This window comes from Marinobacter sp. M5B, from assembly GCF_042604615.1.
Classification (GTDB): domain Bacteria; phylum Pseudomonadota; class Gammaproteobacteria; order Pseudomonadales; family Oleiphilaceae; genus Marinobacter; species Marinobacter salarius.
On record NZ_CP156894.1, the window covers coordinates 107558 to 131680 of the forward strand.

Annotated in this window: 21 protein-coding genes; 12 read left to right on the top strand and 9 right to left on the bottom strand. The window is 59.1% G+C overall.

The features are described from left to right. The first annotated feature begins 18 nt into the window (after nt 1–18). The 3 genes from AAGD24_RS00460 to AAGD24_RS00470 are packed head-to-tail and all read left to right on the top strand — an operon-like array spanning nt 19 to nt 3454. Complete coding sequence (locus tag AAGD24_RS00460) at nt 19–1086, top strand: L,D-transpeptidase family protein (RefSeq protein ID WP_127402059.1); 1068 nt, start codon at nt 19–21, stop codon at nt 1084–1086. 42 nt (nt 1087–1128) lie between these two features. Beyond that, the gene (locus AAGD24_RS00465; RefSeq protein ID WP_127402060.1) at nt 1129–2601 is read left to right on the top strand and encodes a nodulation protein NfeD; all 1473 of its coding nucleotides are present in this window, start codon (nt 1129–1131) and stop codon (nt 2599–2601) included. 58 nt (nt 2602–2659) lie between these two features. After that, nucleotides 2660–3454: a slipin family protein gene (locus tag AAGD24_RS00470; protein WP_041332783.1), complete on the top strand. Its 795-nt coding sequence runs from the start codon at nt 2660–2662 to the stop codon at nt 3452–3454. Between the two features lie 65 nt (nt 3455–3519). On the opposite strand, the gene AAGD24_RS00475 is transcribed toward AAGD24_RS00470, so the two are convergent. The 5 genes from AAGD24_RS00475 to AAGD24_RS00495 form a co-directional block, all read right to left on the bottom strand. After that, nucleotides 3520–3801: an Lpp/OprI family alanine-zipper lipoprotein gene (locus AAGD24_RS00475; RefSeq protein WP_007154661.1), complete on the bottom strand. Its 282-nt coding sequence runs from the start codon at nt 3799–3801 to the stop codon at nt 3520–3522. Between the two features lie 223 nt (nt 3802–4024). Next, a complete protein-coding gene (locus AAGD24_RS00480) occupies nt 4025–4471 on the bottom strand; it encodes a murein L,D-transpeptidase family protein (protein ID WP_226910032.1) in 447 nt (148 codons plus the stop codon). Nucleotides 4472–4688: 217 nt separating this feature from the next. Next, nucleotides 4689–6404, bottom strand: a complete 1716-nt coding sequence (locus AAGD24_RS00485) for a potassium/proton antiporter (RefSeq protein ID WP_127402061.1) — start codon at nt 6402–6404, stop codon at nt 4689–4691. Nucleotides 6405–6455: 51 nt separating this feature from the next. Continuing rightward, the gene (locus tag AAGD24_RS00490) at nt 6456–7766 is read right to left on the bottom strand and encodes an NAD(P)/FAD-dependent oxidoreductase (protein ID WP_036207642.1); all 1311 of its coding nucleotides are present in this window, start codon (nt 7764–7766) and stop codon (nt 6456–6458) included. Nucleotides 7767–7932: 166 nt separating this feature from the next. Beyond that, complete coding sequence (locus AAGD24_RS00495; protein ID WP_379866193.1) at nt 7933–8538, bottom strand: TetR/AcrR family transcriptional regulator; 606 nt, start codon at nt 8536–8538, stop codon at nt 7933–7935. A gap of 122 nt (nt 8539–8660) precedes the next feature. Here AAGD24_RS00495 and AAGD24_RS00500 point away from each other — a divergent pair, with 122 nt between their 5' ends. Next, complete coding sequence (locus AAGD24_RS00500; protein ID WP_127402062.1) at nt 8661–9215, top strand: carboxymuconolactone decarboxylase family protein; 555 nt, start codon at nt 8661–8663, stop codon at nt 9213–9215. Nucleotides 9216–9246: 31 nt separating this feature from the next. Here AAGD24_RS00500 and AAGD24_RS00505 read toward each other — a convergent pair whose 3' ends face one another. After that, nucleotides 9247–11349, bottom strand: a complete 2103-nt coding sequence (locus tag AAGD24_RS00505) for a NosR/NirI family protein (protein ID WP_085678127.1) — start codon at nt 11347–11349, stop codon at nt 9247–9249. A gap of 137 nt (nt 11350–11486) precedes the next feature. Beyond that, nucleotides 11487–12224 carry a spermidine synthase gene (locus tag AAGD24_RS00510; protein ID WP_379866196.1) on the bottom strand — a complete coding sequence of 246 codons (738 nt, stop codon included), beginning with the start codon at nt 12222–12224 and terminating at the stop codon, nt 11487–11489. 11 nt (nt 12225–12235) lie between these two features. Here AAGD24_RS00510 and AAGD24_RS00515 point away from each other — a divergent pair, with 11 nt between their 5' ends. After that, entirely contained in the window at nt 12236–13183 is a 948-nt protein-coding gene (locus AAGD24_RS00515; protein WP_379866198.1) for a putative RNA methyltransferase, read from the top strand. Here the strand turns inward: AAGD24_RS00515 and AAGD24_RS00520 are convergent. Further along, nucleotides 13161–13691: an ankyrin repeat domain-containing protein gene (locus AAGD24_RS00520; RefSeq protein ID WP_085678122.1), complete on the bottom strand. Its 531-nt coding sequence runs from the start codon at nt 13689–13691 to the stop codon at nt 13161–13163. The two genes, AAGD24_RS00515 and AAGD24_RS00520, sit on opposite strands and share 23 nt — an antisense overlap. Before the next feature lie 165 nt (nt 13692–13856). On the opposite strand from AAGD24_RS00520, the gene AAGD24_RS00525 reads away from it, so the two are divergent. Then, complete coding sequence (locus AAGD24_RS00525) at nt 13857–14486, top strand: YbhB/YbcL family Raf kinase inhibitor-like protein (RefSeq protein ID WP_036207624.1); 630 nt, start codon at nt 13857–13859, stop codon at nt 14484–14486. A 100-nt stretch (nt 14487–14586) separates the two neighbouring features. On the opposite strand, the gene AAGD24_RS00530 is transcribed toward AAGD24_RS00525, so the two are convergent. After that, nucleotides 14587–15663, bottom strand: a complete 1077-nt coding sequence (locus AAGD24_RS00530; RefSeq protein ID WP_286810512.1) for a substrate-binding domain-containing protein — start codon at nt 15661–15663, stop codon at nt 14587–14589. Nucleotides 15664–15795: 132 nt separating this feature from the next. On the opposite strand from AAGD24_RS00530, the gene AAGD24_RS00535 reads away from it, so the two are divergent. The 6 genes from AAGD24_RS00535 (at nt 15796) to AAGD24_RS00560 (ending at nt 24117) form a co-directional block, all read left to right on the top strand. Next, nucleotides 15796–16287, top strand: a complete 492-nt coding sequence (locus AAGD24_RS00535; RefSeq protein ID WP_036207823.1) for a formate dehydrogenase subunit gamma — start codon at nt 15796–15798, stop codon at nt 16285–16287. A 17-nt stretch (nt 16288–16304) separates the two neighbouring features. After that, nucleotides 16305–17843, top strand: a complete 1539-nt coding sequence (locus tag AAGD24_RS00540; protein WP_036207822.1) for an NADH-quinone oxidoreductase subunit NuoF — start codon at nt 16305–16307, stop codon at nt 17841–17843. Between the two features lie 24 nt (nt 17844–17867). After that, a complete protein-coding gene (fdhF, locus tag AAGD24_RS00545; RefSeq protein WP_379866201.1) occupies nt 17868–20774 on the top strand; it encodes a formate dehydrogenase subunit alpha in 2907 nt (968 codons plus the stop codon). After that, a complete protein-coding gene (fdhD, locus tag AAGD24_RS00550) occupies nt 20755–21645 on the top strand; it encodes a formate dehydrogenase accessory sulfurtransferase FdhD (protein WP_083637256.1) in 891 nt (296 codons plus the stop codon). Before fdhF ends, fdhD begins: the two co-directional genes overlap by 20 nt. Further along, nucleotides 21638–21859: a formate dehydrogenase subunit delta gene (locus AAGD24_RS00555; RefSeq protein ID WP_075196346.1), complete on the top strand. Its 222-nt coding sequence runs from the start codon at nt 21638–21640 to the stop codon at nt 21857–21859. The genes fdhD and AAGD24_RS00555 overlap by 8 nt, the downstream gene beginning before the upstream one ends. A 119-nt stretch (nt 21860–21978) precedes the next feature. After that, nucleotides 21979–24117 (top strand): TonB-dependent receptor, encoded by a 2139-nt coding sequence (locus tag AAGD24_RS00560; protein WP_075196345.1) that lies wholly within the window; start codon nt 21979–21981, stop codon nt 24115–24117. Nucleotides 24118–24123 lie beyond the last annotated feature (6 nt).

Sequence of the window (24123 nt, forward strand, 5' to 3'; positions counted from 1 at the left end):
ATATCGGATTGAGACGCTATGTATCGAACGCAGTTGACAGGTTTTCTGCTGGTTTTGCTGGCCCTGGTGTCGGCCAACGTGGTTGGTGCCGAAACGGAAGCGCAGGCCGGGGGTCAGGAACTGACTACAGCCGAAGGAAAAAGCGACACCCCCGAGAAGCCCCGTGTTCCCCGGTTTTCCATTGACGGGGATCTGGCCGGGGAGCTGTCGGTGATGACCACCCGCTATGAAGACACCTTTGCGGCCATTGGCAATCAGAACAGTCTTGGTTATCTGGAACTCGTTAAGGCCAACCCCGGTGTTGATCCCTGGCTGCCCGGTGATGGCACCCGGATAACTGTGCCCCGGCACTACGTGCTTCCGGATGTAAAGCGCGAGGGCATAATCATCAATCTGGCGGAATACCGTTTGTACTACTTTACTGAGGGGAAGGTACAGGTCTATCCGGTGGGGGTAGGCACCGATGACAACCCATCGCCACTGACCAACGCTGAAGTGACCATGCCACTGGAGTCGCCGGCCTGGTATCCGCCTGCAAGCATCCGTGCCGAATACGAAGCTGCGGGAGAGTACCTGCCCAGGATGATTCCACCGGGGCCGGGTAATCCTCTGGGGTCCCACGCACTGATGCTCAGTGAGAAAGGGTACCTGATTCACGGTACCAACAAGTTGTTCGGAGTGGGCATGCAGGTCAGTCACGGTTGTTTCCGCATGTACAACGAGGATATATCGCGGTTTGTCTACGAAGTCAGTAAGGGCACGCCGGTGCAGGTTATCCATGAGCCCGTGAAGATCGGCCTGAAAGGTAATGAGGTCTGGCTGGAGGTACACCGCCCTGAAGAAGACTACAGTCAGCAGGACCGTGAACAATTGTGGAAGCAAGTGCAGAAAAAGGTGGAAGACTTCCGCCAGAAAATGCCCGGTGTGGAAGTGAAGCGCATGGCCATTGAACTGGCTGTGGACCAGGCGGACGGCCTGCCGCGGATGGTGGGTGAACGTCTGACCCGCGTCGCGGATGAGTCTGCCGGGCCGATGCGAAGTACCCCAGATGGCAATAAAGGTGAGAAGCAACGCCTCTGGTTCTGATACCGAAGGCTCTGATCCGCTGAACGGATCCGGGGAGGAGTGATGATCGCTAACCGACCCAACCAATCCAATCCCTCCGGCCGCCTGCACTGGTGGCTGGCCGTGTTCCTGCTGGGCCTGGTGCTGGCATTGGCCTCTCTGTCTCATACGGTTATCGCCCAGCAGGACGAGTCACCCACAGGTCTTGTGTTGACCGTCGACGGGGCTATCGGCCCTGCCACCATGGACTACCTGGTGCGTGGCATTCGCCGCGCCGAGTCCGAAGGTGCCGAGTTGCTTGTTATCCGGATGGATACCCCTGGCGGTCTGATGGAATCCATGCGCGGTATCATCAAGGAAATCCTTTCTTCAGAGGTACCCGTGGTGACCTGGGTGTCGCCGGCAGGGGCGCGTGCCGCCAGCGCCGGCACCTACATTCTCTATGGCAGTCACGTGGCGGCCATGGCAGGGGCCACCCACCTGGGTTCGGCCACGCCGGTCCAGATGGGCGGGCTGCCCGGCTCCGAGGAACAGAAGCCTGCCGAAGACGCCGGGGATGCCAATCCCGATGACAAGGAAAGCGCCGGAAACGAGGAATCGGCGCAGGATGACGCCTCCGATAAACGCCGAGGCGGCACGGCCATGGAGCGTAAGGTTCTGGAAGATGCCGTCAGCTACATCCGTGGCCTGGCGGAGCGACATGGCCGCAACGCCGACTGGGCGGAGCAGGCAGTGCGCGAAGCCGTCAACCTGGGCGCCAAAGAAGCGCTGGCGCAGAACGTGGTCGATGTGGTGGCTGACAACATGGACAGCCTGATGCAGCAGATCGACGGGCGCACCGTGAAAATGGCCAATGGCGAGAAAACGCTGGCCACCGCGAACATTGAATTGACGCGAGCAGACCCGGACTGGCGCACGCGACTGCTATCGGTGATCACCAATCCGAATGTCGCTTACTTCCTGATGATCATCGGCTTCTACGGCATTATCTTCGAATTATCCAACCCCGGGGCGATATTCCCGGGTGTGATTGGCGCTATCTGCCTGATCCTCGCACTGTTTGCCTTCCAGGTGCTGTCCGTCAATTACGCGGGCCTGGCGCTGATTCTGTTGGGGCTTGCCTTCATTGTCGGCGAGGCCTTTATGCCCAGCTTCGGCATACTGGGCATAGGGGGGATTGTCGCGTTTGTAGCCGGTTCCATCATACTGATGGACGGCAGCCATCAGGAGATTTCACTGCCCACTATCGGTGGCACGGCACTGGTCGCGGCCGGCTTTATCCTCTGGACCGTCATCAAGTTCATCGGCTTGCGCCGGAAGCACCCGGTCAGCGGAAGCGAACAGATTGTCCACGAGAGAGTGACCGCACTTGATGACTTTCAGGAAGACGACGGGTATTTCAGGGGGCACGTGCGCATGAGCGGTGAACGCTGGAATGCCGCCTGCAAATCCCCAGTAGGCAACGGTGACAAGCTGAGGGTGACTGCATTGGAAGGTTTGACGGTGTACGTCGAAGCCGACAAAGCGGAACCCTGACGCCGGCCTGGAGAATGTTGACAGGTTACCCGGCGATCAAGCCAACGAAGGAGGCCTTATGAACATCACAGACCTGATTCCCTATATCGCACCCACGGTGGTGCTCCTGCTGATTCTTGGGTCGGCGATCAAGATTCTGCCGGAATACGAGCGTGGCGTGGTTTTCTTCCTGGGGCGCTTTCAGGGTGTCAAAGGGCCTGGCCTGATCATCGTAATCCCAGGTATCCAACAGATAACCCGCGTGGATTTGCGTGTTATTGCGTTGGACGTGCCAAGCCAGGACGTTATCTCGAAAGACAACGTGACCGTGCGGGTCAATGCCGTGCTGTATTTCCGGGTGGTCGACCCTGAGCGTGCGATTATACGGGTCGAGGATTTCGGCTCTGCTACCAGTCAACTGGCCCAGACGACGTTGCGTTCGGTACTGGGTAAGCATGATCTCGATGAAATGCTCTCAGAGCGTGACAAGCTGAATTCGGATATCCAGAGTATTATCGACGCCCAGACCGAGGAATGGGGCATCAAGGTCGCCAACGTTGAAATCAAGCACGTGGACCTGAATGAGTCGATGATTCGTGCCATTGCCCGTCAGGCGGAGGCAGAGCGGGAGCGTCGTGCCAAGGTGATTCACGCGGAGGGTGAATTGCAGGCATCGAAAAAGCTGGTTGAAGCGGCCGAAGTTATGTCCGCCAACTCTGGAGCAATGCAGCTGCGCTACATGCAAACCCTGGCGGATATGAGCACCAACAACAGTTCCACGATTGTGTTCCCGCTGCCGATGGAAATGATGTCTGCCTTTATGAGCAAAACGCCCTCACCACAGAAGCCGAAGAGCGATAACGACGAATCCTGATGAGTGCTACCAGGCGCCCACAAAAAAGGCCGGGACGAATCCCGGCCTTTTTTTACGTAACAGCCTTACTTCTGGCTGGCACGCTCGAGCATACGCTTGGCGCGCTCGTTGGCTTCGTTAGCAGCCTTCTGGGCAGCCTTGGCGGCAGCCAGTGCTTCGTCAGCAGTGCGCTGAGCGGAGCGTGCAGCGCTGGAAGCGCTGTTAGCGGTGTTCAGTGCATTTTCAGCGGTTTGCTCGGCGGAAGAAGCGGTTGCATTTGCTTCGTCGAGAGCGCCCTGGTCGGTTGTCGCACAACCTGCGGTCAGTGCGGTGGCCAGTGCAAACCCTGCGATCGTCAGTTTACGCATTGTATATCCCCTTATTGGTCGTTTTATTTCCTGCGTTCCAGAAGTCGTTGGTGCAGACATTCTGTCAAAACGGGGTCGTTAGCGTTTGGCCAACGACATCGTCAAACAGTGTAAATCAGTCTAGACAGAAATGTTAACTAAGGATACGTAAAAGTTCCTAGGTTATGACAACAACTTAATATTGCAGCAAGAATCTACGCATGAAGCGGGGATTGGATCAGTGTCAGGGGACAATCCGTATTGGCGTACCATCAGCCACCAATTGCCAGATTTCGTCCATTTCCTCGTTACTGACGGCGATGCAACCATCGGTCCAGTCCAATCCGAGGAAAGCGAATGCCATATCACCGGCTTCGTTTGGCAAACCATGAATCATGATGCTACCGCCGGGATCGAGCCCCCAGGCAGAAGCCTGCTCGCGGTCTTCAGCATTGGGATAGGAAATGTGGATGGATTTGTAGAAATCGCTGTTGGAGTTACGCCAATCCAGCACATATTTACCTTCGGGGGTGCGCTTATCCCCTTCGTAGAGCTTGTGCCCCGAGGGGTTGTCGCCCAGCCCGATACGGTAGCTGCGCACCACCTGGTCACCGGACAGCAGGTAAAGCCTGCGCTCTTCCTTGCGAACCAGAACCTCGCTGACTTCCGGCGTTTCATCCATGGCACCCATCGGCAGCTCCGATGCCGATAGCGGGGATAGGGGCGCCAGCAACAACGAGAAAGCAAAGGCCAGAAAGCTGGCAATGGCAACTGAGGACCGGCCGGTGCCGGAGAGTGAAATCGACATTTTCAGTAGCATAAGGAGTCAATGATTAATCTTTGTACACTTTATAGCACAGGACTTTTGTTAATCGAACCAGGGTTTTGAGTGTTTTTGTTAAAGATTTTTATTGGTTGTCCATTTTCAGGCCTACCTTCGTCACCCGGTCGGCCTCGGTTGCCCTTGCGACCAGGGTAACGGGGCCCAGTACCACCTTGTCGCCCACCACCGGATGCCCTTTGGTGCGCCGCGCAAAGCACTCCGCCAGGGACAATTCTGGGGGCAGCTGGTCAAACTCGATGCCGTAGACCTGCTCCACATCCCCCAGCAGAGCATCACCATTGAGCACGAAGTCGCCAAAGAAGGCGCGCTCGGCGAGGTATTTGGGTGCATGGCGACCGCTGAGGGCTTTGCCCAGCTCGGACAGCATCGCTGGCGTTGCAAACATTGCCAGTACATCGCCGCTGGCGACTTCCATATCCGGGCTGGGCTGATAACACGTCCGTTTGCGGAAAACGCCAGCGATGGCCGTGTTGTCCGGTAAACGGAGCTGGCCCAGGGGCCTGGGTGACTCCCAGGCACCGCCCCGGAGCGGGAACAGCATCAGTTCGTGGTCCCCGGCGGCCGGGACATCGAGGGGCAGGCGGCGGTAGGGATCTTCACCTGCGGGGACTTCCAGTCGCAGCTTCCTGGCCAGTGGCGCCATGGTGGTCCCCTGGACCACCAGCGACACCAGTACGATGAAGAAGGCAACATGGAAGATGAGCTGCGCCTCCGGCAGCCCGGCGATGATCGGGAATAACGCCAGCACAATGGGCACGGCGCCTCGCAAACCAACCCAGCTGATAAAGCCCAGCTCGCGTCGATTAAAACCGAAAGGCCAGAGTGTCGCCATCACCGTCAGCGGCCGGATCAGGAAAATCAGCGCCAGCGCCAGGATCAGACCGCCCCCGGCGAGAGGCAACAGTTCCGAGGGCGTGACCAACAACCCCAGCATCAGGAACAGGCATAGCTGGGCCAGCCAGGCCAGGCCATCGTGAACCTGGAGAATCATCGGCATCATTCGAACCGGGCGGTTGCCAACCACCACACCGGCCAGATAGATCGCCAGGAAACCGCTACCTCCGAGCGCGTTGGTGCCGGAGAACACCATGATGCCGGCGGCCACCACCAGCAAAGGGTATAGCGACGGGGTCAGCCGAACCCGGTTGGCCAGTTCCACTACGATAAAACCGCCGGCGACGCCTACCGCACCGCCAATGCCGAATTGCTTCACCAGCATCATCATCGCCATCCAGCCTTCGGATGTTCCGCCTGCCTCAATCATGGTGACCAGCATCAGGGTCAGGAAAATCGCCATCGGGTCGTTGCTGCCGGACTCGATTTCCAGGGTTGCACTGACCCGTTCGTTCAAATGAAGGCCGCGCCCCTGAAGCAGTGAAAACACTGCCGCTGCATCGGTGGAGGAGATAATGGCGCCAATCAGCAGTGCTGTCAGCCAGTGCATGTCAAACACCCACCAGGCCACCAGGCCGGCCCCGGAGGCGGTCAGGAATACGCCAACGGAAGCGAGTACCAATGCCGGGCGGAGACCGACACGAAAGGTTTCTGCCCGGGTGCGCATGCCGCCATCCAGCAGGATCACGCCGAGCGCCAGGTTGGCAATCAGGAACGCCAGCTCGAAGTCGTCGAAGAGGATGCCACCGGGACCGTCTTCCCCCATGATCATGCCGACCACGAGAAAAATCAGCAGTACCGGCATGCCCAGCCTGCTGGACAGCGGGCTGAGCATGATGCTGATGACCAGCATCAGAGCGCCGATCAGAGTAACTAGCGGATCCATTCCTGCTCCGGCCTGGGAATATGTCTCGATGATAGCAGGGTCACGAGCGGATCAGTGCAGTTTCAGGCGCGGGTGCATGGCCCGGCTTATCCGGTCCATCAACCAGATGATTCCGGTTCGAACGACGCCGTGCAGCGCGACCTGGTGCATGCGGTAGAGCGACAGGTAAAACAGGCGCGCGACTTTGCCCTCGATGTACATACTGCGACCGGAGAGATTCCCCATCAGGTTCCCCACGGTGGTGTAGCGGCTGAAATTGATCAGCGAACCATGGTCGTTGTAGACAAACGGAACCGCCTCACGGCCTTCCAGTCGATGACACAGGGTCTTGAAAAGAGTGTCCGCCTGCTGGTGCGCGGATTGAGCACGCGGTGGTACGGGCCGTTCTGACTGGGGCTGGGGGCACTCGGCGCAATCGCCAAAGGCAAAGATGTCCGGAGCCGTGGTGGCCTCCAGGGTTTGCTTCACCTTGATCTGGTTGCCACGGTTCGTTTCCAGGCCGTCCAGTGTTGCCAGGAACGCAGGCGCCTTGATGCCGGCGGCCCAGATGGTCATCTCCGAGGCGATTTCCGTGCCGTCTTTGAGCACCACCACGCCATCGCGGACTTCGCTGACGGGCTCGCCAGTCATCACCCTGACATTCTGGTGATCCAGTTCGCGGGTTGCGGCCTCGGAGAGCCGGGCCGGCAGCGCCGGCAGAATGCGGTCAGCGGCTTCGACAACGGTAATGGATACGTCCTCCGGCCGCAGGTGATTCATACCGTATATGGGCAGTTCCCTGGAAGCCAGTCGCAGTTCCGCTGCCAGTTCAACGCCGGTTGCGCCGGCGCCAATGATGGTGATGGGCAGTTCATGGCCATTGCCGGATTGGGCATCGTGGTTCTTACGCAAAAATGCGTTAAGCATCAGGTTGTGGAAACGCCGGGCCTGGTTGAGGCTGTCCAGGAACAGGCAATGATCCTGGGCGCCGGGGGTTCCGAAGTCGTTCGCTGTACTGCCCACGGCAATCACCAGGGTGTCATAACCGATGCGGCGTTCCGGCACGACTTCGCCGCCGTCCTCATCGTGGAATGGCGCGATGATCACTTCCCTGGCGTTGTGATCCAGGCCGTTCATGCGCCCGAGCTGGAATTCATAGTGATGCTTGCGTGCGTGGGCCCGGTAGTTGATTTCGTTGGCGTTGGCATCAAGCGAGCCGGAGGCCACTTCGTGAAGCAGGGGTTTCCAGACGTGGGTCAGGCCGGCGTCGACCAGGGTGATACGGGCTTTGCGTTTCTTTCCGAGTTTGTTACCGAGGCGGGTGGCCAGCTCAAGACCGCCCGCGCCGCCGCCTACGACGACGATGTGATGCAGATTATCCATGACAAGGGTTCCTGAAGTGAAGATAGCCAAGAACTCTCGTCAAAAACCCTTGGCTGTCCTCACTGGGGAAGGCAACGACACAGAGCGGTAATGCTAACGCACTGTTGTGACAGGGACAATTCGCCGTTAGTACCTATATCCGGGGCAGGCCCTGAGCGGGCGGGGTTTAGTGGCGGGCACGATAGTGATCGAGCATGGCTGCCATGTCTTCGGCAAGCTCAGCGACCTGTTCAGAGCTGATCTCCCGCTGGGCAAAAGACCGGAGGCCAATGATCTGTGCCTGAAGCAGTCTTGCCAGCCGGGCACAATGGGTTCCTGGTGCCAGCTCGCCCTGGCGTTTCGCCTGCTCCAGAAGTTCAGTCAGGGCCTGCTCAATGGCGCTCAGGATCGTGTTCGCCTGGTTTGCAATGGCCGTATTGGTGTTGCTGGCTTCGAGCAGGGTTTTGACGACCATGCAGGCGCGGGATGGCGACTCGCCGCCGGGGCTGGCCTGTCGTGCGATGCAACGAAGGTGCTCTTGCAGCCCGTCCATCACCGACGGACTTCCAGCCAGGTGCTCGCGCAGTTCCAGCCCGCTTCTCTGTGCATAGGCAGCCAGCGCTTCGCTGAACAGTCCATCCTTGCTGCCAAAGGTTGCATAAATGCTGCCAGGGCGCATGTCCAGAGCCTGCTCAATCTGCTTCATGGAAGCGCCGGCATAGCCCCGCTCCCAAAACAGGTTCATTGCTTTGTCTAGCGCGATTTGTCGATCGTAACGAGCGTTTCTGGCCATGGGTACCTGCCAACGACGGGTGATTTAATTCCTCGTAATGATAACTTGAGTGATCGCTCAAAAACAGTTACCGTGGACCTGTAATTGAACGAACGCTCAATATTAACCGAAAGGAGAGTGTTATGACGGATTTCACCATTCACGATGTCGAATCGGCGCCTGAAAAATCAAAACCGCTTCTGGAAAATTCAGTCAAGGGCTTTGGCATGATTCCCAGTTTGCACGGGATCATGGCAGAAGCACCAGGAACTCTTGAGGGTTATCAGGCCTTGCACCGGTTGGTGCTGGAAAGCAGTTTTGACAATGATGAGAAAACCGTTGTCTGGCAGACCATCAACGTAGAGAACGCCTGCCATTACTGCGTACCGGCGCACACCGGAATCGCCAAGATGATGGAAGTGTCGGACGACATCATCAACGCGTTGCGCGACGAGACGCCACTGCCCAGTGACAAGCTTGAAGCCCTGAGGACGTTCACGCTGGCTGTCATGCACAAGAAAGGCAATGTCGGTAAGGAAGACCTGGATGCGTTCTATGGTGCTGGCTACAAGCATCGTCAGGTACTGGAAGTGATTCTGGTGCTGTCCCAGAAAGTCATGAGCAACTACATCAACCACATTGCGGAAACGCCGGTTGACGAGCCATTCCAGAAGTTTGCCTGGGAAAAGAAGAAGTAACGGAACGATTCCCTGACGCTACGGGTGCGGTTCAGCCCGCATCCGTTGCCAGTATCTGCGCTTGCCGCTGGCGTTTCTTCTCCAGCACCTTGTCCACGCATTGGCTCTGGTCTTTCAGAATCACCACGCACTCCAGGCACTGGATGCATTCGTTGTAGTCAATCCGGCCATCTTTATGGATCGCATTGATTCCGCAACTGTTCTTGCAGTGCTGGCAAGGCTTGCCGCACAGCTCCACCCGGTCCAGCCAACTGAACAGGCGTAGCTTGCCCAGAACCGCCAAGCCGGCCCCGAGCGGGCAAAGGTAGCGGCAGTAGAACTTGTGGATGAACATGCCCACCACCAGCAGGCCAACGGCATAGCCGACGAACGGCCAATAACGCACGAAGAAGAGCGTGATGCCGGTTTTGAACGGTTCCACTTCCACCAGCTTCTCCGCCAGTTCCAGTGAATAGAACGCCGTTCCCACCAGCACCAGAAGTATCGGGTACTTCAATAGAATCAGCCGCCGATGCCATTTTTCCGGTACTTTCACCTGGCGGAGCTTCAGTTTCTCGCCCAACCAGGCCGCCATCTCCTGCAACGCGCCAAAGGGGCAGAGCCAGCCACAGAACAGCCCGCGCCCCCAGACAAACAGGCTGATAAAGGTGTAGGTCCACAGGATAAACAGCACCGGGTCCATCAGGAATACGTTGAGTGAAAAACCGTCCCAAATGGCCAGGAACAGGGTGTAGATATTCACCACCGAAAGCTGACCCTGAGCATAGAAGCCGATAAAGAACAGGGTGAAGAACAGAAAGCCCCAGCGGAACCGATGCACCAGTTTCGGATATCGGCTCAGGGTGCGCTGACGGGCGAAGAACACCGTCAACAGGGTGAGACTGAGGACCAACAGGGAAATGGTCAACCAGCGTTCCTTCCATAGCCCGATCCACACCGGTTGGCGATTGTCTTCTGGCCGTGGTGCCACCTCGACGGCTTCGAACAGCTCCTGCGCAAAGGCCATCGGGATCTCCAGCTCGGTGCTGTCGGCAACCAGGTGATTCTTCCGCAATGTGACGCCCAGCTTCAGAGTCGCTTCGGCACCGGGATTGAAGCCTGCGTTGCCGCCGACCCGGAACAGGGTTGTCCGGGCGAACTCCGGCATGCCGTCGGCGTTGATCTGTATGTTCTGGTCGAACACGTTGATATCGCGAATGTCCAGCGACAGACTATTTTGCTGCAATCCCAGGCGATCCGGTGAGCTTCCTGGGGTGAAGCCATCCGGTAGGTGTGGGTAAAGTCCGCGGGACATGACGGCCAGTATCTGGGCGTCTGGCCCCGTCTTTTCTTTCAGCCGCTGGAAACCTTCGTCGCCCAACAGATTGCGGCCCACCATTGGTGCGTTGATGTAGCCGAAAAACAGCTCGGCGAAAGGCTCGCCAGGGTCAGGTTGCGACGCCTCGGGATAATCCACCAGGGGCGAGCCCAGTTTCTGTTCGATCGCCGCAGAGCTGATACGCCAGTGGCCGATGTACCCCCGTTCGATCAGTTGCGCCCACGACAGCGGTTGGTAGAGATCGGTTTTCGCCCGGGTAGCAGGTGCCTGGGTAAACCCCTCCAGTTTTTTCCGCGCCACCTTGAGAGCTGACGAGAGAACTGTGTCGTTAATAATCAGCACCGACACGGTGGCTTTGCTCACTCCATCGAAATGCACCACGTTGCCATCCGGGCTTTTGCCGCTGCGAGAGCCCGACGTATCGATAATGATCTGTTCGGTGAGTGAGCGGCCCTCGTACTGATCAATGAACTCGAACAGTGGCTCCTCGCCCAGCCCATGGAGAAACACCGGTTCGTGATGGTTGAGAATGCGAATGCCGGTAAAGCGGCCGCGGCTGTCGAGCCCGATCAACATGCTGACGGGTTTCCCGGCAAAGCCCTGGAGTGGACTGATATCGCGGGATTCGTAGGCGTAGCCTATCAGCTCCTGAAGCTGATACACCGGGTACACCGGGTAGTCCGGCAACCGGTCACGAATGTCTGTGGCCTTGGGGAATAGTTCCTGGATTAACGTCTGCTTCTCATCGTCCAGGGCGCCATACGTCGCCAGGGGAAAACAGGCTAGGACCAACAGCAGCAATAGCCGCAAGGGCATGGTCTCTCTCCATCGATTTCTTGTTGTTGGTCAGATCCATGCTAGAGATTTGCCATGCGGGCACAATGCGACCTCCGGGCCGGGCAGGTGCTACTTTGTGAGGAGAAATGAAGGCTGAGAAGGAAAGCAGAGGTCGATCAGTTCAGGCGAATCACCCGCCCCATTAAACGTCGCCAGTCGATAGGCAGGCGGTTTTCCAGCGCCACCAGGGAGGGGTCTTTGGTGTGCAGGGCTTCAAAGGGACGCTTGCTGGCGAAGATCACCGTGTTGTTGGTTTTACTCTTGAACAGCAGGAGGACTGCAAACCCCGCGCGCAGCTGGTGGAACAACGGACCATTGATGTCCGGCGTGCGATGATAGTTGATGGCGAGCCAGCCGTCGTCGCCAAGTACCCGGCTGCATTGTCTGATAAACTGCCGCTGGGCCTGGGCCGGGCTCATGCGGTCGGAGTTGTACATGTCGGCCAGGATGAGGTCGCTGCTACCGTCCGGCGCTTTGCCGAGGGCGTCCCTGGCATCGCCGATGGTCATCGTCAGGTTAGCGGAATGCGGCAGGCTGAAGTATTCGCGGGCCACCTCCAGCACCCGGGGCCGCAGTTCCACCGCGTGGACCTGGCACTCCGGCAGCAGGTGCAGCAGCGCACTGGCCATCACGCCGCCGCCGAGGCCAAGAATCGTGGCGTGTGCGGGCTGTGCAAAGGCAACTGGCAACAGCATGGCGCGGCTGTACTCATGAACGGGAAGATGGGGCCTGCGGCGATCTATCTTGCTTTGCTCAAACACCGAATCAAAGGTCATCACCCGATGTTTGCGATAGTCGACCACCAGAATGCCACCGAGTGCGTCCCGGGTGTAATGGATAATCTCGCCCTTCACGGTGGCGTCCCTTGTCTGATCGCTGCGTCGTTATTCTGGGCATTTGCCCGCTGGTTCTCAAGCCGGATGGTAACTCCGGAGGTTTCCTGCCCATGAGCACGGACGCGTTCAACGCCCTCGCCTGCCCGCTGGATGGTGACCCTCTCAGCAATTCTGGTACTTGCTGGCAGTGCCCGGCTGGCCACAGTTTCGATGTCGCCCGCCAGGGCTACCTGCATCTGCTGCCGGTACAGAAGAAGCGTTCGCTGGACCCGGGTGATAGCAAGGAGATGGTGGCGGCTCGACAGCGTTTCCTCAACGCCGGTTACTACCGGCCGGTTGTCGAGGCCGTCAGCAAAGCTGTGATGCCCGGCAATGCCAGCGACACCAGGCTGGCCTGTCTGGACGCAGGGTGCGGTGAGGGCTACTACCTGCGGCAACTGGTGGCGGAAAACCCGGAAGCGTCGTTCTCGCTGATGGGCTTGGATATCTCCAAATGGGCCACCCTGGCCGCCGCCAAACAGGACAAGCGCCCGCGCTGGGTGGTGGGCAGCAATGCCAACCTGCCGGTATTGCCTGGCACCCTGGACCGCGTACTCTGCCTGTTCGGCTTTCCCGTCTACAGCGAATTTGCCCGTGTGCTCAAACCCGGCGGCATCCTGATCCAGGCCGACGCTGGCCCCGATCACCTGCGGGAACTGCGGGAGATTATCTATCCGTCGCTCAAACCCGAAAAGCCGCCAGCTGTTGACGTGCCTGAAGGTTTTTTGAGTCTGGGGACAGAGACGATTCGTTATTCACTGACCCTGGAAAGCCAGGAGGCGATTGCCGATCTGCTGGCGATGACGCCGCATTTTTACCGGGCGCCTGCGGAGGGGCGGGTTCGTGCCGAGACACTCGAAACCCTGGCGGTGACGGTCGAAGTCACGCTGAGGCGTTTTGTTCGTGATTCTGCCGCTACGACGACAACGCCCCGATAGCCTCGTTCGCTTCCATGGTCCGGGCCAGATCCTCTGCCGTTTGCCCATCCTCATCTTTCAACGATTTATCCGCGCCTGCTTCCAGCAAACGCCCAATCATATCCACCCGATTGAACATGGCGGCGACCATCAGCGGTGTTTTGGCGCCTGCCGGGCGATGGTCGACGTCGGCGCCGGAGGTCAGCAGCAGGTCTACAATGTCGGTATTGCCCTGATACACCGCGCTGGCCAGGGGCGTTTGTAGCTGGTCGTTGGCCAGGTTGGGGTCGGCACCCTGTTCCAGCAGCAGGCGCGCGGTGTCTTTGTGGCCGTTGCTGCAGGCGAGCATCAGCAGGCTGTCACCGGTGTTGGTGCGGATGTCCACGGGTACGCCGGCGTTGAGCATCACGCTGAGGGGGCCGGCACCACCATTCCGGGCCAGTTCGAACAACCCCTGGGCGAAAGCAATGGCGTCTTCGTCCTGTTGATTGTCGGGGTTCTGGGGCCTGGTTGGCTTGTCGTGGCTCATGGTTTTCCTCTGGTTTCATAGCGAATCTTGAGCAACCGTAACACGCCTGGAGCCAGCCAAGAATTGAACTTGGGTACGGTATGGATCTGGACAGACCCACAACGCCACTGTTAAAACCGTGCTATCAGGTAAGCAAAACCATCAAGGGTACAGGAGAACAGGACTGTGAAAATCAAGGTTCGAGGTATTGAAGAAGGCCAGCCGGTGCCGGAGAAATTCGCGTTTGGTGTCTACAGCGAACAGGACCACATGAGCTTTGGCCCCAACCGCAACCCGGAACTGGTCTGGGAGGACGCGCCGGAGGGCACCAGGAGTTTCGTGGTGATGATGTTTGACCCGGACGTGCCCAGCGTGGCGGACGACGTCAATCAGGAAGGCAAAACCGTGTCGAAGGACATTCCCCGGGTGGATTTCTTCCACTGGCTGCTGGTGGACGTGCCGGCCGCCACGTCCCGCATCCCCGAGGGCGAGGACAGCGATGGTGTGATTCCCAAGGGAAAGGAGCCCGGTCCGGGCCCGATCGGTATTCGTGGCGTGAACAACTACACCCAGTTCCTGGCTGGCAATCCCGACATGGCAGGAACCTATGCCGGTTACGATGGTCCCTGTCCGCCCTGGAACGATGAGATCCTCCATCATTACCACTACGAAGTGCACGCGCTGGATGTTGAAACTCTGGGGCTGGATGGTGAGTTCGATGGTGCCGCAGTTCGTGAAGCCATGGCAGGTCACGTTCTGGCCAGCGCCCGGGTGACCGGTACCTACACGCTGAATCCGGATTTACGTAAAGACTGAGCAGCCACAGGCTGGCGCCATCCGCAAGAAAGCCGGAATGTCGGGTGACCGACGTCCGGCTTTTTTATGCGAGACCATTTAAGGGGATTTTCGACTCGGTTCAGCCTGTGCCTGCGAGTAACTGTTCAAAGGTAGTGATGGTTCCCGGACTGTCCGGCTCATAGCCGGGAAGGTGTTCGATCCGATCGATAAAGGCCTGCGAGCGCATCAGCTCAATCAGGTGCGACAGGTTGTCCTGCCCCAGCCGCTCTTCATGGCAGAGCAGGAGGTAGTGCTCGCTGGCCATTTCCACGAAATCAAGGTTGAACTGGCTGGCCGCCGCTTCCACGCCGAAGCCTACATCCGCCATTCCCGACGCGACAAAGGCAGCGACGGCAGTGTGTGTGAACTCGTGCTGAGGCGAGCGGTTGATGCTCTTTTCAGTGAGTCCCGCCTGACGTAGCAGAAGGTTGAACAGGATGCGGGTGCCGGAATGGCGGTCACGGCCGATAAAACGGAGCCCGGAAGCGGCCAGTTCCGACAGGTTGTGGACCTTCACCGGGGCGTCTTTGCGCATCAGTAGGCCTTCGCGCCGGGTGACAAAACGAATCAGCCGGAATCGTTTGCCGGCCAGCTGATGCTGGTAATGGGCCATGATTTCCCGGGCCCGTTCCGGGCAGGTGGGAAAGTGAAAGCTTGCCAGGTCGCATTCGCCGCGATTGAGGGCGGTCAGTGCCTCTTCGGGGTTGCGGTATTGGAGATTGACTTCAACGCGGTCAGAGAACTCCGGGAGCAGGGCCACGGCATACCCGTGGCTGGCGTGAAGACGAAGGACCGGGTGCTCACCGGCCAGCAGTTGCTGGATCTGGTCGTTAAATTCGGACGCCATGCTGTCGATCTGAGGCCCGAGCCGGGCTTTGACCCGCTGATCTGCCCACAGCAATTTCTCGCCCAGGGCGGACAGCTCGGTGCCGTGCCCCTTGCGCATGATCACCAGTGGCATTCCGAAAACATCGGAACTGCGATTGAGCAAGTTCCAGGCGTGGCGGTAAGACACGCCGGCCGCCTCTGCCGCCGCGGTCAGTTTGCCACTGTCGCGGATCGTTTCGAGCAGGCGGAATAATACCGGCTCGAACAGCTCACCGTTATCGGTTCGGAAGACCCAGGCAGGGGAAATAGACAGCCTTTTCTTATGCATTCCTATTCATATTCCGTCGGCGATGATGGAGTGGTAGCGTATGGCTATCACTGTTCAGATACTGTAACAGAACAAGAAATAATAGGAACAAATATGCATATGTCAGAGGTGAATCAGCAATCACTCGGCGCCATGGCTTACGCCCGCGACTGGACACCTGACATGGTCCGGGCGGAAATGGACGCCCTGAAACACAAGCCTGGCGCCCTGCTCCCCATCCTGCACGCCGTCCAGAACCGGATTGGTTACATCCCCGAGGGCGCCGTGGCCATCATCGCTGAGGCGCTGCAGCAGACCCGTGCCGAAGTCCATGGTGTGATCAGCTTCTACCACCATTTCCGCACTCATCCGGTGGGCAGCAAGGTGATTCACGTGTGTCGCGCCGAGGCCTGTCAGGCCATGGGTGGGCGCATGCTTGAAGCGCATATCAAGGACCGCCTGGGGGTGGACTATCACGGCACCTCAGCCGACAACGAGTTTACCCTGGAGCCTGTCTACTGCCTGGGCAACTGCGCCTGTGCCCCTTCCATCCGCGTGAATGACGATATCCACGGCCGCATGACGCCGCAGAAGTTTGATCGCCTGGCGGACAAGCTCACCACGTCCGCGCTGGACATCCGGTAATCACGGGAGCATCGATGATGGCAACCAGAATCTACGTGCCCTGCGATACCACCGCCCTGTCCATGGGCGCGGATGACGTGGCGAGACTGATAGAACACCATGCCGGAGTTCAGGGTGTGGCTATTGAACTGGTTCGTAACGGTTCCCGAGGGTTGTTCTGGCTTGAACCAATGGTGGAAGTCGAGACGGCCAGCGGCCGGATCGGCTATGGCCCGGTGGAACCGGATGACGTTCAGGGGCTGGTGGAGGCCGGGTTGTTCGATGGTGCGTCCGACCATCCTCTGTTTCTTGGCCCGGTGGCCGATATTCCCTACCTGAAACGCCAGCAACGCCTGACTTTTTCCCGTATTGGCATCACCGATCCGCTGTCGATTACCGACTATCGTGATCATGGCGGCTTTGACGGCCTGGAAACGGCGATCAGCGTGGAGCCCCAGGGCATTGTCGACGAGGTCAAAGCCTCCGGCCTCCGTGGTCGGGGTGGCGCAGCCTTTCCCACCGGTATCAAGTGGCAGACCGTACACGATGAGCCCTGGCAGCAGCAGAAGTACGTCGTCTGCAACGCCGATGAGGGTGATTCCGGCACCTTCGCAGACCGGCTCGCCATGGAATGTGACCCTTACATGCTGATCGAAGGCATGACCATTGCCGGGCTGGCGGTTGGGGCGACCCAGGGATTCATCTATCTGCGGTCGGAATACCCGGTGGCGCACCGCATTCTGAATGAAGCGATCCGTCGTGCCGAAGCCGAAGGCTATCTGGGCCAGGATGTTCGGGGCAGCGGTCGTGCCTTCGATCTGGAAGTGCGGCTGGCGGCGGGCGCCTACATCTGTGGTGAGGAGACCTCGCTGTTGGAAAGCCTGGAGGGCAAGCGCGGCCTGGTTCGAGCAAAGCCGCCCCTGCCCGCGATCAAAGGGCTGTTCGGCCAGCCCACCGTGGTCAATAACGTACTGTCGTTTGCCGCCGTACCATTCATTCTGGCTCAGGGTGGCCATGCTTATGCGGACTACGGTATGGGGAAATCACGGGGCACCCTGCCGATCCAGTTGGCGGGCAACATCCGCCAGGGCGGCCTGATCGAACTGGCTTTTGGCGTTAGTTTGCGGGAGATCCTCGAAGATTTCGGTGGCGGCACCTTCTCGGGCCGCCCCATGAAAGCGGTCCAGGTGGGTGGCCCGCTGATGGCGTATATGCCGGAAAGTCAGTGGAACACGCCCATGGATTACGAGGCCTTCGGCCAGCTTGGCGCGGGTGTCGGCCATGGCGGCGTGGTGGTGTTTGACGACACCGTGGATATGGGTGAACAGGCCCGGTTCGCCATGGAGTTCTGCACCGTGGAGTCCTGCGGCAAATGCACGCCGTGCCGGATCGGCTCGGTGCGTGGTGTGGAAGTGATTGACCGCATTCGGGCCGGCGAAAACAGGGAGGCCAATCTGGTGCTGCTGGAAGAGCTGTGCGAGACCATGGTTGACGGCTCTCTTTGTGCGATGGGCGGTATGACCCCGTTCCCGGTACAGAGTGTGATGAAACATTTCCCGGACGACCTGACGGCCTGACCGACGCGAGTGGAGGCACGAACAATGTTGCACTATTACGATCCAAACACGGCCGAACCAACCCTGAATCCGGACATTGATTACGGTACGCCGCCCAGCACCTCCGAAACTCTGGTCAGCCTGTCCATTGACGGCACCGACATTGCCGTGCCTGAAGGCACCTCGGTGCTGCGGGCGGCAACACTGGCGGGTATCAACATCCCCAAACTGTGCGCCTCGGACAACCTCGAAGCCTTCGGTTCCTGTCGCCTGTGCGCGGTGGAGATCGAGGGCCGCCGCGGCTATCCGGCCTCCTGTACCACGCCGGTGTCCGAGGGCATGGCCGTCACCACCCAAAACGGCAAGCTGGGCAAGCTCCGGCGCAACATCATGGAGCTGTATATTTCCGATCACCCGCTGGACTGCCTGACCTGCCCGGCCAACGGCGACTGTGAACTGCAGGACGTGGCCGGCGCCGTGGGTTTGCGGGAAGTGCGCTACGGTTTTGAGGGCGAGAACCACCTGGACGTGGAAGTGGACGATTCCAACCCCTACTTCAGCTTCGACCCCAGCAAGTGCATTGTCTGCTCCCGCTGCGTGCGCGCCTGCGAGGAAGTGCAGGGCACCTTTGCCCTGACCATTGACGGCCGCGGCTTCGACTCCAAGGTATCTGCGGGCCAGAACGATCCGTTCATGGATTCCGAGTGCGTGTCCTGCGGCGCCTGCGTGCAGGCCTGCCCCACCTCCACATTGATGGAAAAGAGCGTGATCGACGCCGGCCAGCCCGAGCACAGCGTGGTCACCACATGCGCCTACTGCGGCGTGGGCTGCTCGTTCAAGGCGGAGATGAAAGGCGACCAGCTGGTGCGCATGGTTCCCTACAAGGGCGGCGATGCCAACCACGGTCACTCCTGCGTGAAAGGCCGCTTTGCCTTTGGCTATGCCACCCACAAGGACCGCATCAAGGAGCCGATGATCCGGGACTCCATCAACGCCCCCTGGAAAGTGGTGTCCTGGGAGGAGGCCATCGAGTTCTCCGCCAGAAAGCTCAAGGACACCCAGGCCAGATATGGCCGGGAAAGCATCGGTGGTATCACCTCCTCACGCTGCACCAACGAGGAAACCTATCTGGTGCAGAAGCTGATCCGCGCCGCGTTCGGCAACAACAACACTGATACCTGTGCGCGGGTCTGTCATTCACCCACCGGCTTTGGTCTGAAGACCACCATGGGCGAGTCCGCCGGGACCCAGACCTTTGACTCGGTGATGAAGGCTGACACCATGATCGTAATCGGTGCCAACCCCACCGACGCCCACCCGGTGTTCGCCTCCCAGATGCGCAAGCGGCTGCGCCAGGGCGCGAAGCTGATTGTGATCGATCCACGCCGCATCGACCTGCTGAAAACACCTCACGGCACCGAAGGCATTCACCTGCCGCTACGCCCGGGCACCAACGTGGCGATGATCAATTCCCTGGCCCATGTGATTGTGACCGAGGGCCTGGAAGACAAAACGTTCATCGAAAGCCGGTGTGAGCCCGCGCAGTACAAACAATGGCGGGAATTCATTGCCGAGGAGCGACACTCTCCGGAAGCCCTCGAGGCGGTCACGGGGGTGTCTGCCGACCTGGTACGCCAGGCCGCGCGGGCCTATGGTGAAGCGGGTAATGGCGCCATCTATTACGGCCTCGGGGTCACCGAGCACAGCCAGGGCTCCACCATGGTGATGGGCATTGCCAACCTGGCCATGGCCACCGGCAACATCGGCCGTGAAGGCGTTGGCGTGAATCCGTTACGGGGGCAGAACAACGTTCAGGGTTCCTGCGACATGGGCTCCTTCCCCCACGAACTGCCGGGCTATCAGCATGTGGGCGACCCGGCCGTTCGAGCCAGGTTTCAGGAGGCCTGGAATGTGGCCATTGACGATGAGCCGGGCCTGCGGATTCCCAACATGTTTGATGCCGCCATCGCCGGCAGCTTCAAGGCTATGTATGTGCAGGGCGAGGACATTGCCCAGTCCGATCCCAATACCCAGCATGTGGAAGCCGCGCTCAGTTCGCTGGATTGCCTGATCGTGCAGGACATCTTCCTCAACGAAACCGCCAAGTACGCCCATGTGCTGCTGCCGGGTTCGACGTTCCTGGAAAAGAACGGCACTTTCACCAACGCCGAGCGCCGCATTAACCGGGTGCGTAAAGTGATGGCGCCGGTGGCGGGCATGGAAGACTGGGAAGTCACCATGGCATTGTCGAACGCGCTGGGCTATCCGATGCAGTACCGTCATCCGTCCGATATCATGGATGAGATCGCCCGGCTGACGCCGACGTTTACCGGTGTCAGTTACGACAAGTTGGACGAACTGGGCAGCATCCAGTGGCCCTGTAACGACGAGCATCCCGACGGCACGCCCACCATGCACACCCTCGATTTCCCGATCGGCAAGGGCAAGTTTGCGGTCACCGAGTATGTTGCCAGCGAGGAAAAAACCAATCGCAAGTTCCCGCTGTTGCTGACCACCGGTCGCATCCTGAGCCAGTACAATGTCGGTGCCCAGACCCGACGCACCGAGAACAGCCAGTGGCATCAGGAGGATGTACTGGAAGTTCATCCCAGCGATGCCGAACTCCGGGGCATCCGCGAGGGCGACTGGCTGGGCATCACCAGCCGTGTGGGCCAGACGGTCCTGCGGGCAAGAATCAGTGATCGCATGTTGCCGGGGGTGGTGTACACCACCTTCCACCACCCGGGCAGCGGTGCCAATGTGATTACCACCGACAGTTCTGACTGGGCCACCAACTGCCCGGAATACAAGGTGACTGCGGTGCAGGTGGAGAAGGTCTCGCAGCCGTCGGAATGGCAACGCCACTTCGAGCAGTTTGACCAGCGCCAGCAAGGGTTGTTGGAACCGTCGGCCAGCCATATGGAGCAACCCGATGCCACGGCACTCAAATAACCCGGAGCTGGCAGTCATGCCAGTGATGGGGCCGGACCCTGAGAAGGGTGCGCCAGCGTCCTGTGACCTCCCGGTGGAGGTTCATGGGGGCATTGAGGGCGCCCCCGGTCAGGATAGTGTCGCCGAAGAGGTGCCGGTGGCGATGGTTTATAACGGCATATCCCATGCGGTAATGATGGCATCGCCTTGTGATCTGGAGGATTTTGCACTGGGTTTCAGTCTGACCGAAGGCATTATCGACAGCCCCGGGCAGTTGTTTAACCTGAACGTACATGCCGTCGACGAGGGCATCGCTATCGAGATGCACATCGCCGGCGACTGTTTTGCCCGTTTGCGCCAACAGCGACGGAATATGACCGGACGAACCGGCTGCGGGCTATGCGGCACCGAATCCCTGGCCCATGCGGTCCGGGCGATCCCACGCGTGCCGCTTCGCCCGATACCGGATGATGAAGACGTTCAGCGCGCTCTGAGCAGCCTTCGGCACTACCAGCCCCTGCAGGAACAGACCGGCGCCACCCACGGTGCAGCCTGGTGCGATAGCCAGGGCCGCATCGAACTGGTTCGGGAAGATGTCGGCCGTCATAACGCACTCGATAAACTGATCGGCGCACGGATACACAAGAAGGGCGAGTCGGCCTTCGACGATGGCTTTGCACTGGTTTCCAGTCGCGCCAGCTTCGAGATGGTGCAGAAAAGTGCCAGTGTCGGTATCGGTTGCCTGGTGGCTGTCTCTGCGGCCACGGCACTGGCGGTCCGGGAAGCGCGAACGGCCGGCATGACCCTGATCGGGTTCGCCCGCCCTGGGCGGCATGTCATCTACAATCGGGGCGACAGTGGCCAACCTTCCGAGGAACGCGAGCATGAGTGACCAGCAGTTGCGGAACCTGATCAAGATGATCAACCAGATCAGTGATAACAACCTCCATCATGGCGATGAGGGCGAGGCGGCGGAGGTGGTCGCCACCCACATCAGGAAGTTCTGGGCCCGGAGTATGAAACAGCAGATCAGCGATTATGCAACGTCGGACGGGGCAGAGTTGAATGCCGTTTCCCGGCTGGCCGTCGAGCGCCTCTCGTTGTAAGAACTGATGGTTTTGATTTAGACAATGAGAATTGTTAGCATTTGCACCTCGTTAACATGAGGTAATGTCTGTCATCCTGAAGGTGCGGGCAAAATGCATTAACCATTCGAGATTTGTCTATGAAAACTCCGGAGTCACGTCCCCTGCTGCTGGCGCTGGCCATAGCGGCTGTTCACGGTTCTGCACTGGCGCAATCTTCGTCCAATACCCAATCCGGCGACAACGCCAAAGCGTTACCGGACCTGGTTATCACGGCCACCCGCAACAAAAGCACAGCGGGAGAGACTCCGCAGAAGACAACCATCATTACCCGCGAGCAGATCGAACAACAGCAGGCGATTTCCAATGACCCCGGCCAGGTGCTGAGCAACCTGATTCCTTCCTACTCTCCGGGCCGTCAGAAACTGTCCAACGCCGGTGAAACCTTCCGGGGCCGGTCACCCCTGTTCCTGGTGGACGGTGTGCCGCAGAGCAATCCACTGCGGGACAGCGCGCGGGACAGCTACACCATCGATCTGGATATGGTCGAACGTATCGAAGTAATCCACGGTGCCAGTGCTGAGCACGGCCTGGGTGCGACGGGTGGCATCATCAATTTTGTAACTCGCAGGCCCGACAGCGGTGAGGTTTCCCAGTCTGTGTCGGCCAGCGTGACCAGTGACGACAACGTGGACTCCGATGGCCAGGGTTACAAAGTGGGCTACCGGATCAGCGGTCAGCAGGGCCGCTGGGACTATCTTCTGGGCGGGAACATTCAGGAGCGCGGTGTGTTCTACGACGGTGAGGATCGCTTGATCGGTGTGGCTTATCCCGGTGAACTCCAGAACACCGAAAGCTATGACGTATTGGCCAAGCTGGGTTACTGGCTGGACGATGACCAGAACGTGGAATTTTTCATCAACCGTTTTCAACTTGAAGGCAAGGGTGGATACGTACCGGTAAAGCCACAACCTGGAGACCGTGACCGCGGCGTGCCCACAACCGCACGCCCGGGCATCATTGACGGTAAGCCCGGAGAAAATGAGGTTACCACCGCTCGTCTTTCCTACTCGCACGGCGACTGGCTGGGCAACCAGGTGGATACCCAGCTATACAGCCAGACCTTCCGGGCCCGGTTTGCCACCACGCCGTTCTTCCCCTATGTGGACGCCAATGGCAACGATCAGCTCGACCAGACCCGCAACGAATCCGACAAGGTGGGCGCCAAGTTCACCCTCACCCGCGACGGCCTGCTGAACGATTACCTGACCCTGACAACGGGCCTGGATGTTCTTCAGGATGAAACCCGCCAGACGCTGGTGGAAACCGGGCGTACCTACGTACCCAAATCGCAGTTCCGCAACTACGCAGCCTTCCTGCAGGGCGATGTTGCAGCCACCGACCGTTTGACCCTGCACACCGGTGTCCGCTATGAACATGCGGAGCTTAAGGTTGATACCTACAACACCATCGACCGTAGCAATGTCACCCAGGACAACGTCACCGTCCAGGGTGGCAATCCGGATTTCAACGAAACCCTGTTCAATGCGGGTGTTGTCTATCAGGCGACGGATCATGTGCAACTGTTTGCCAACTATTCCGAAGGGTTTGGCATGCCAGATGTTGGCCGTGTACTACGCGGAATCAGCGACGAAGGTCAGGATGTTGACAACCTGCTGGTGCTGGAGCCGATCGTAACCGATAACCGTGAGATCGGTGGTCGTTTTGACTGGGACCGTTACCATCTGGAGGTGAGTTATTACGAGTCGGATTCTGACTTTGGTGAGCGCCTGACCGAAGTGAATGGCACCTGGGTCGGCAAGCGTGAAAAAACCGAAATCCAGGGCGTGGAAGTCACCGCCGATGCGGACCTGAACGACGCGCATAACCTGGCGTTTTCCTACACCTATGCGGATGGTGAGTCCGACACCGACGGTGATGGCGATGTAGACACTGAGCTGAGCGGCATCAATATTGCGCCGGAAACCCTGAAACTGAGCTGGTCAGCTGCCTGGACGAAGAGGCTGTCGAGCCACCTTCAGTTCACCCAGTTCCTGGACCGGGACATCGAAGGAGATGACCTGGACTTCGACGGATACGGGTTGGTGGATGGCTCTATGGCCTACCGGACCCGTGCCGGGAAGTTCTCCCTGGGCATCGAGAACCTGCTGGATAAGGACTACTTCACGTACTACTCCCAGTCTGCCCGGGTGAGTGACGAGTACTATTTCCAGGGCCGTGGCCGCACCGTCACCCTTGGTTATCAGCTCGACTTCTGAGCAGTC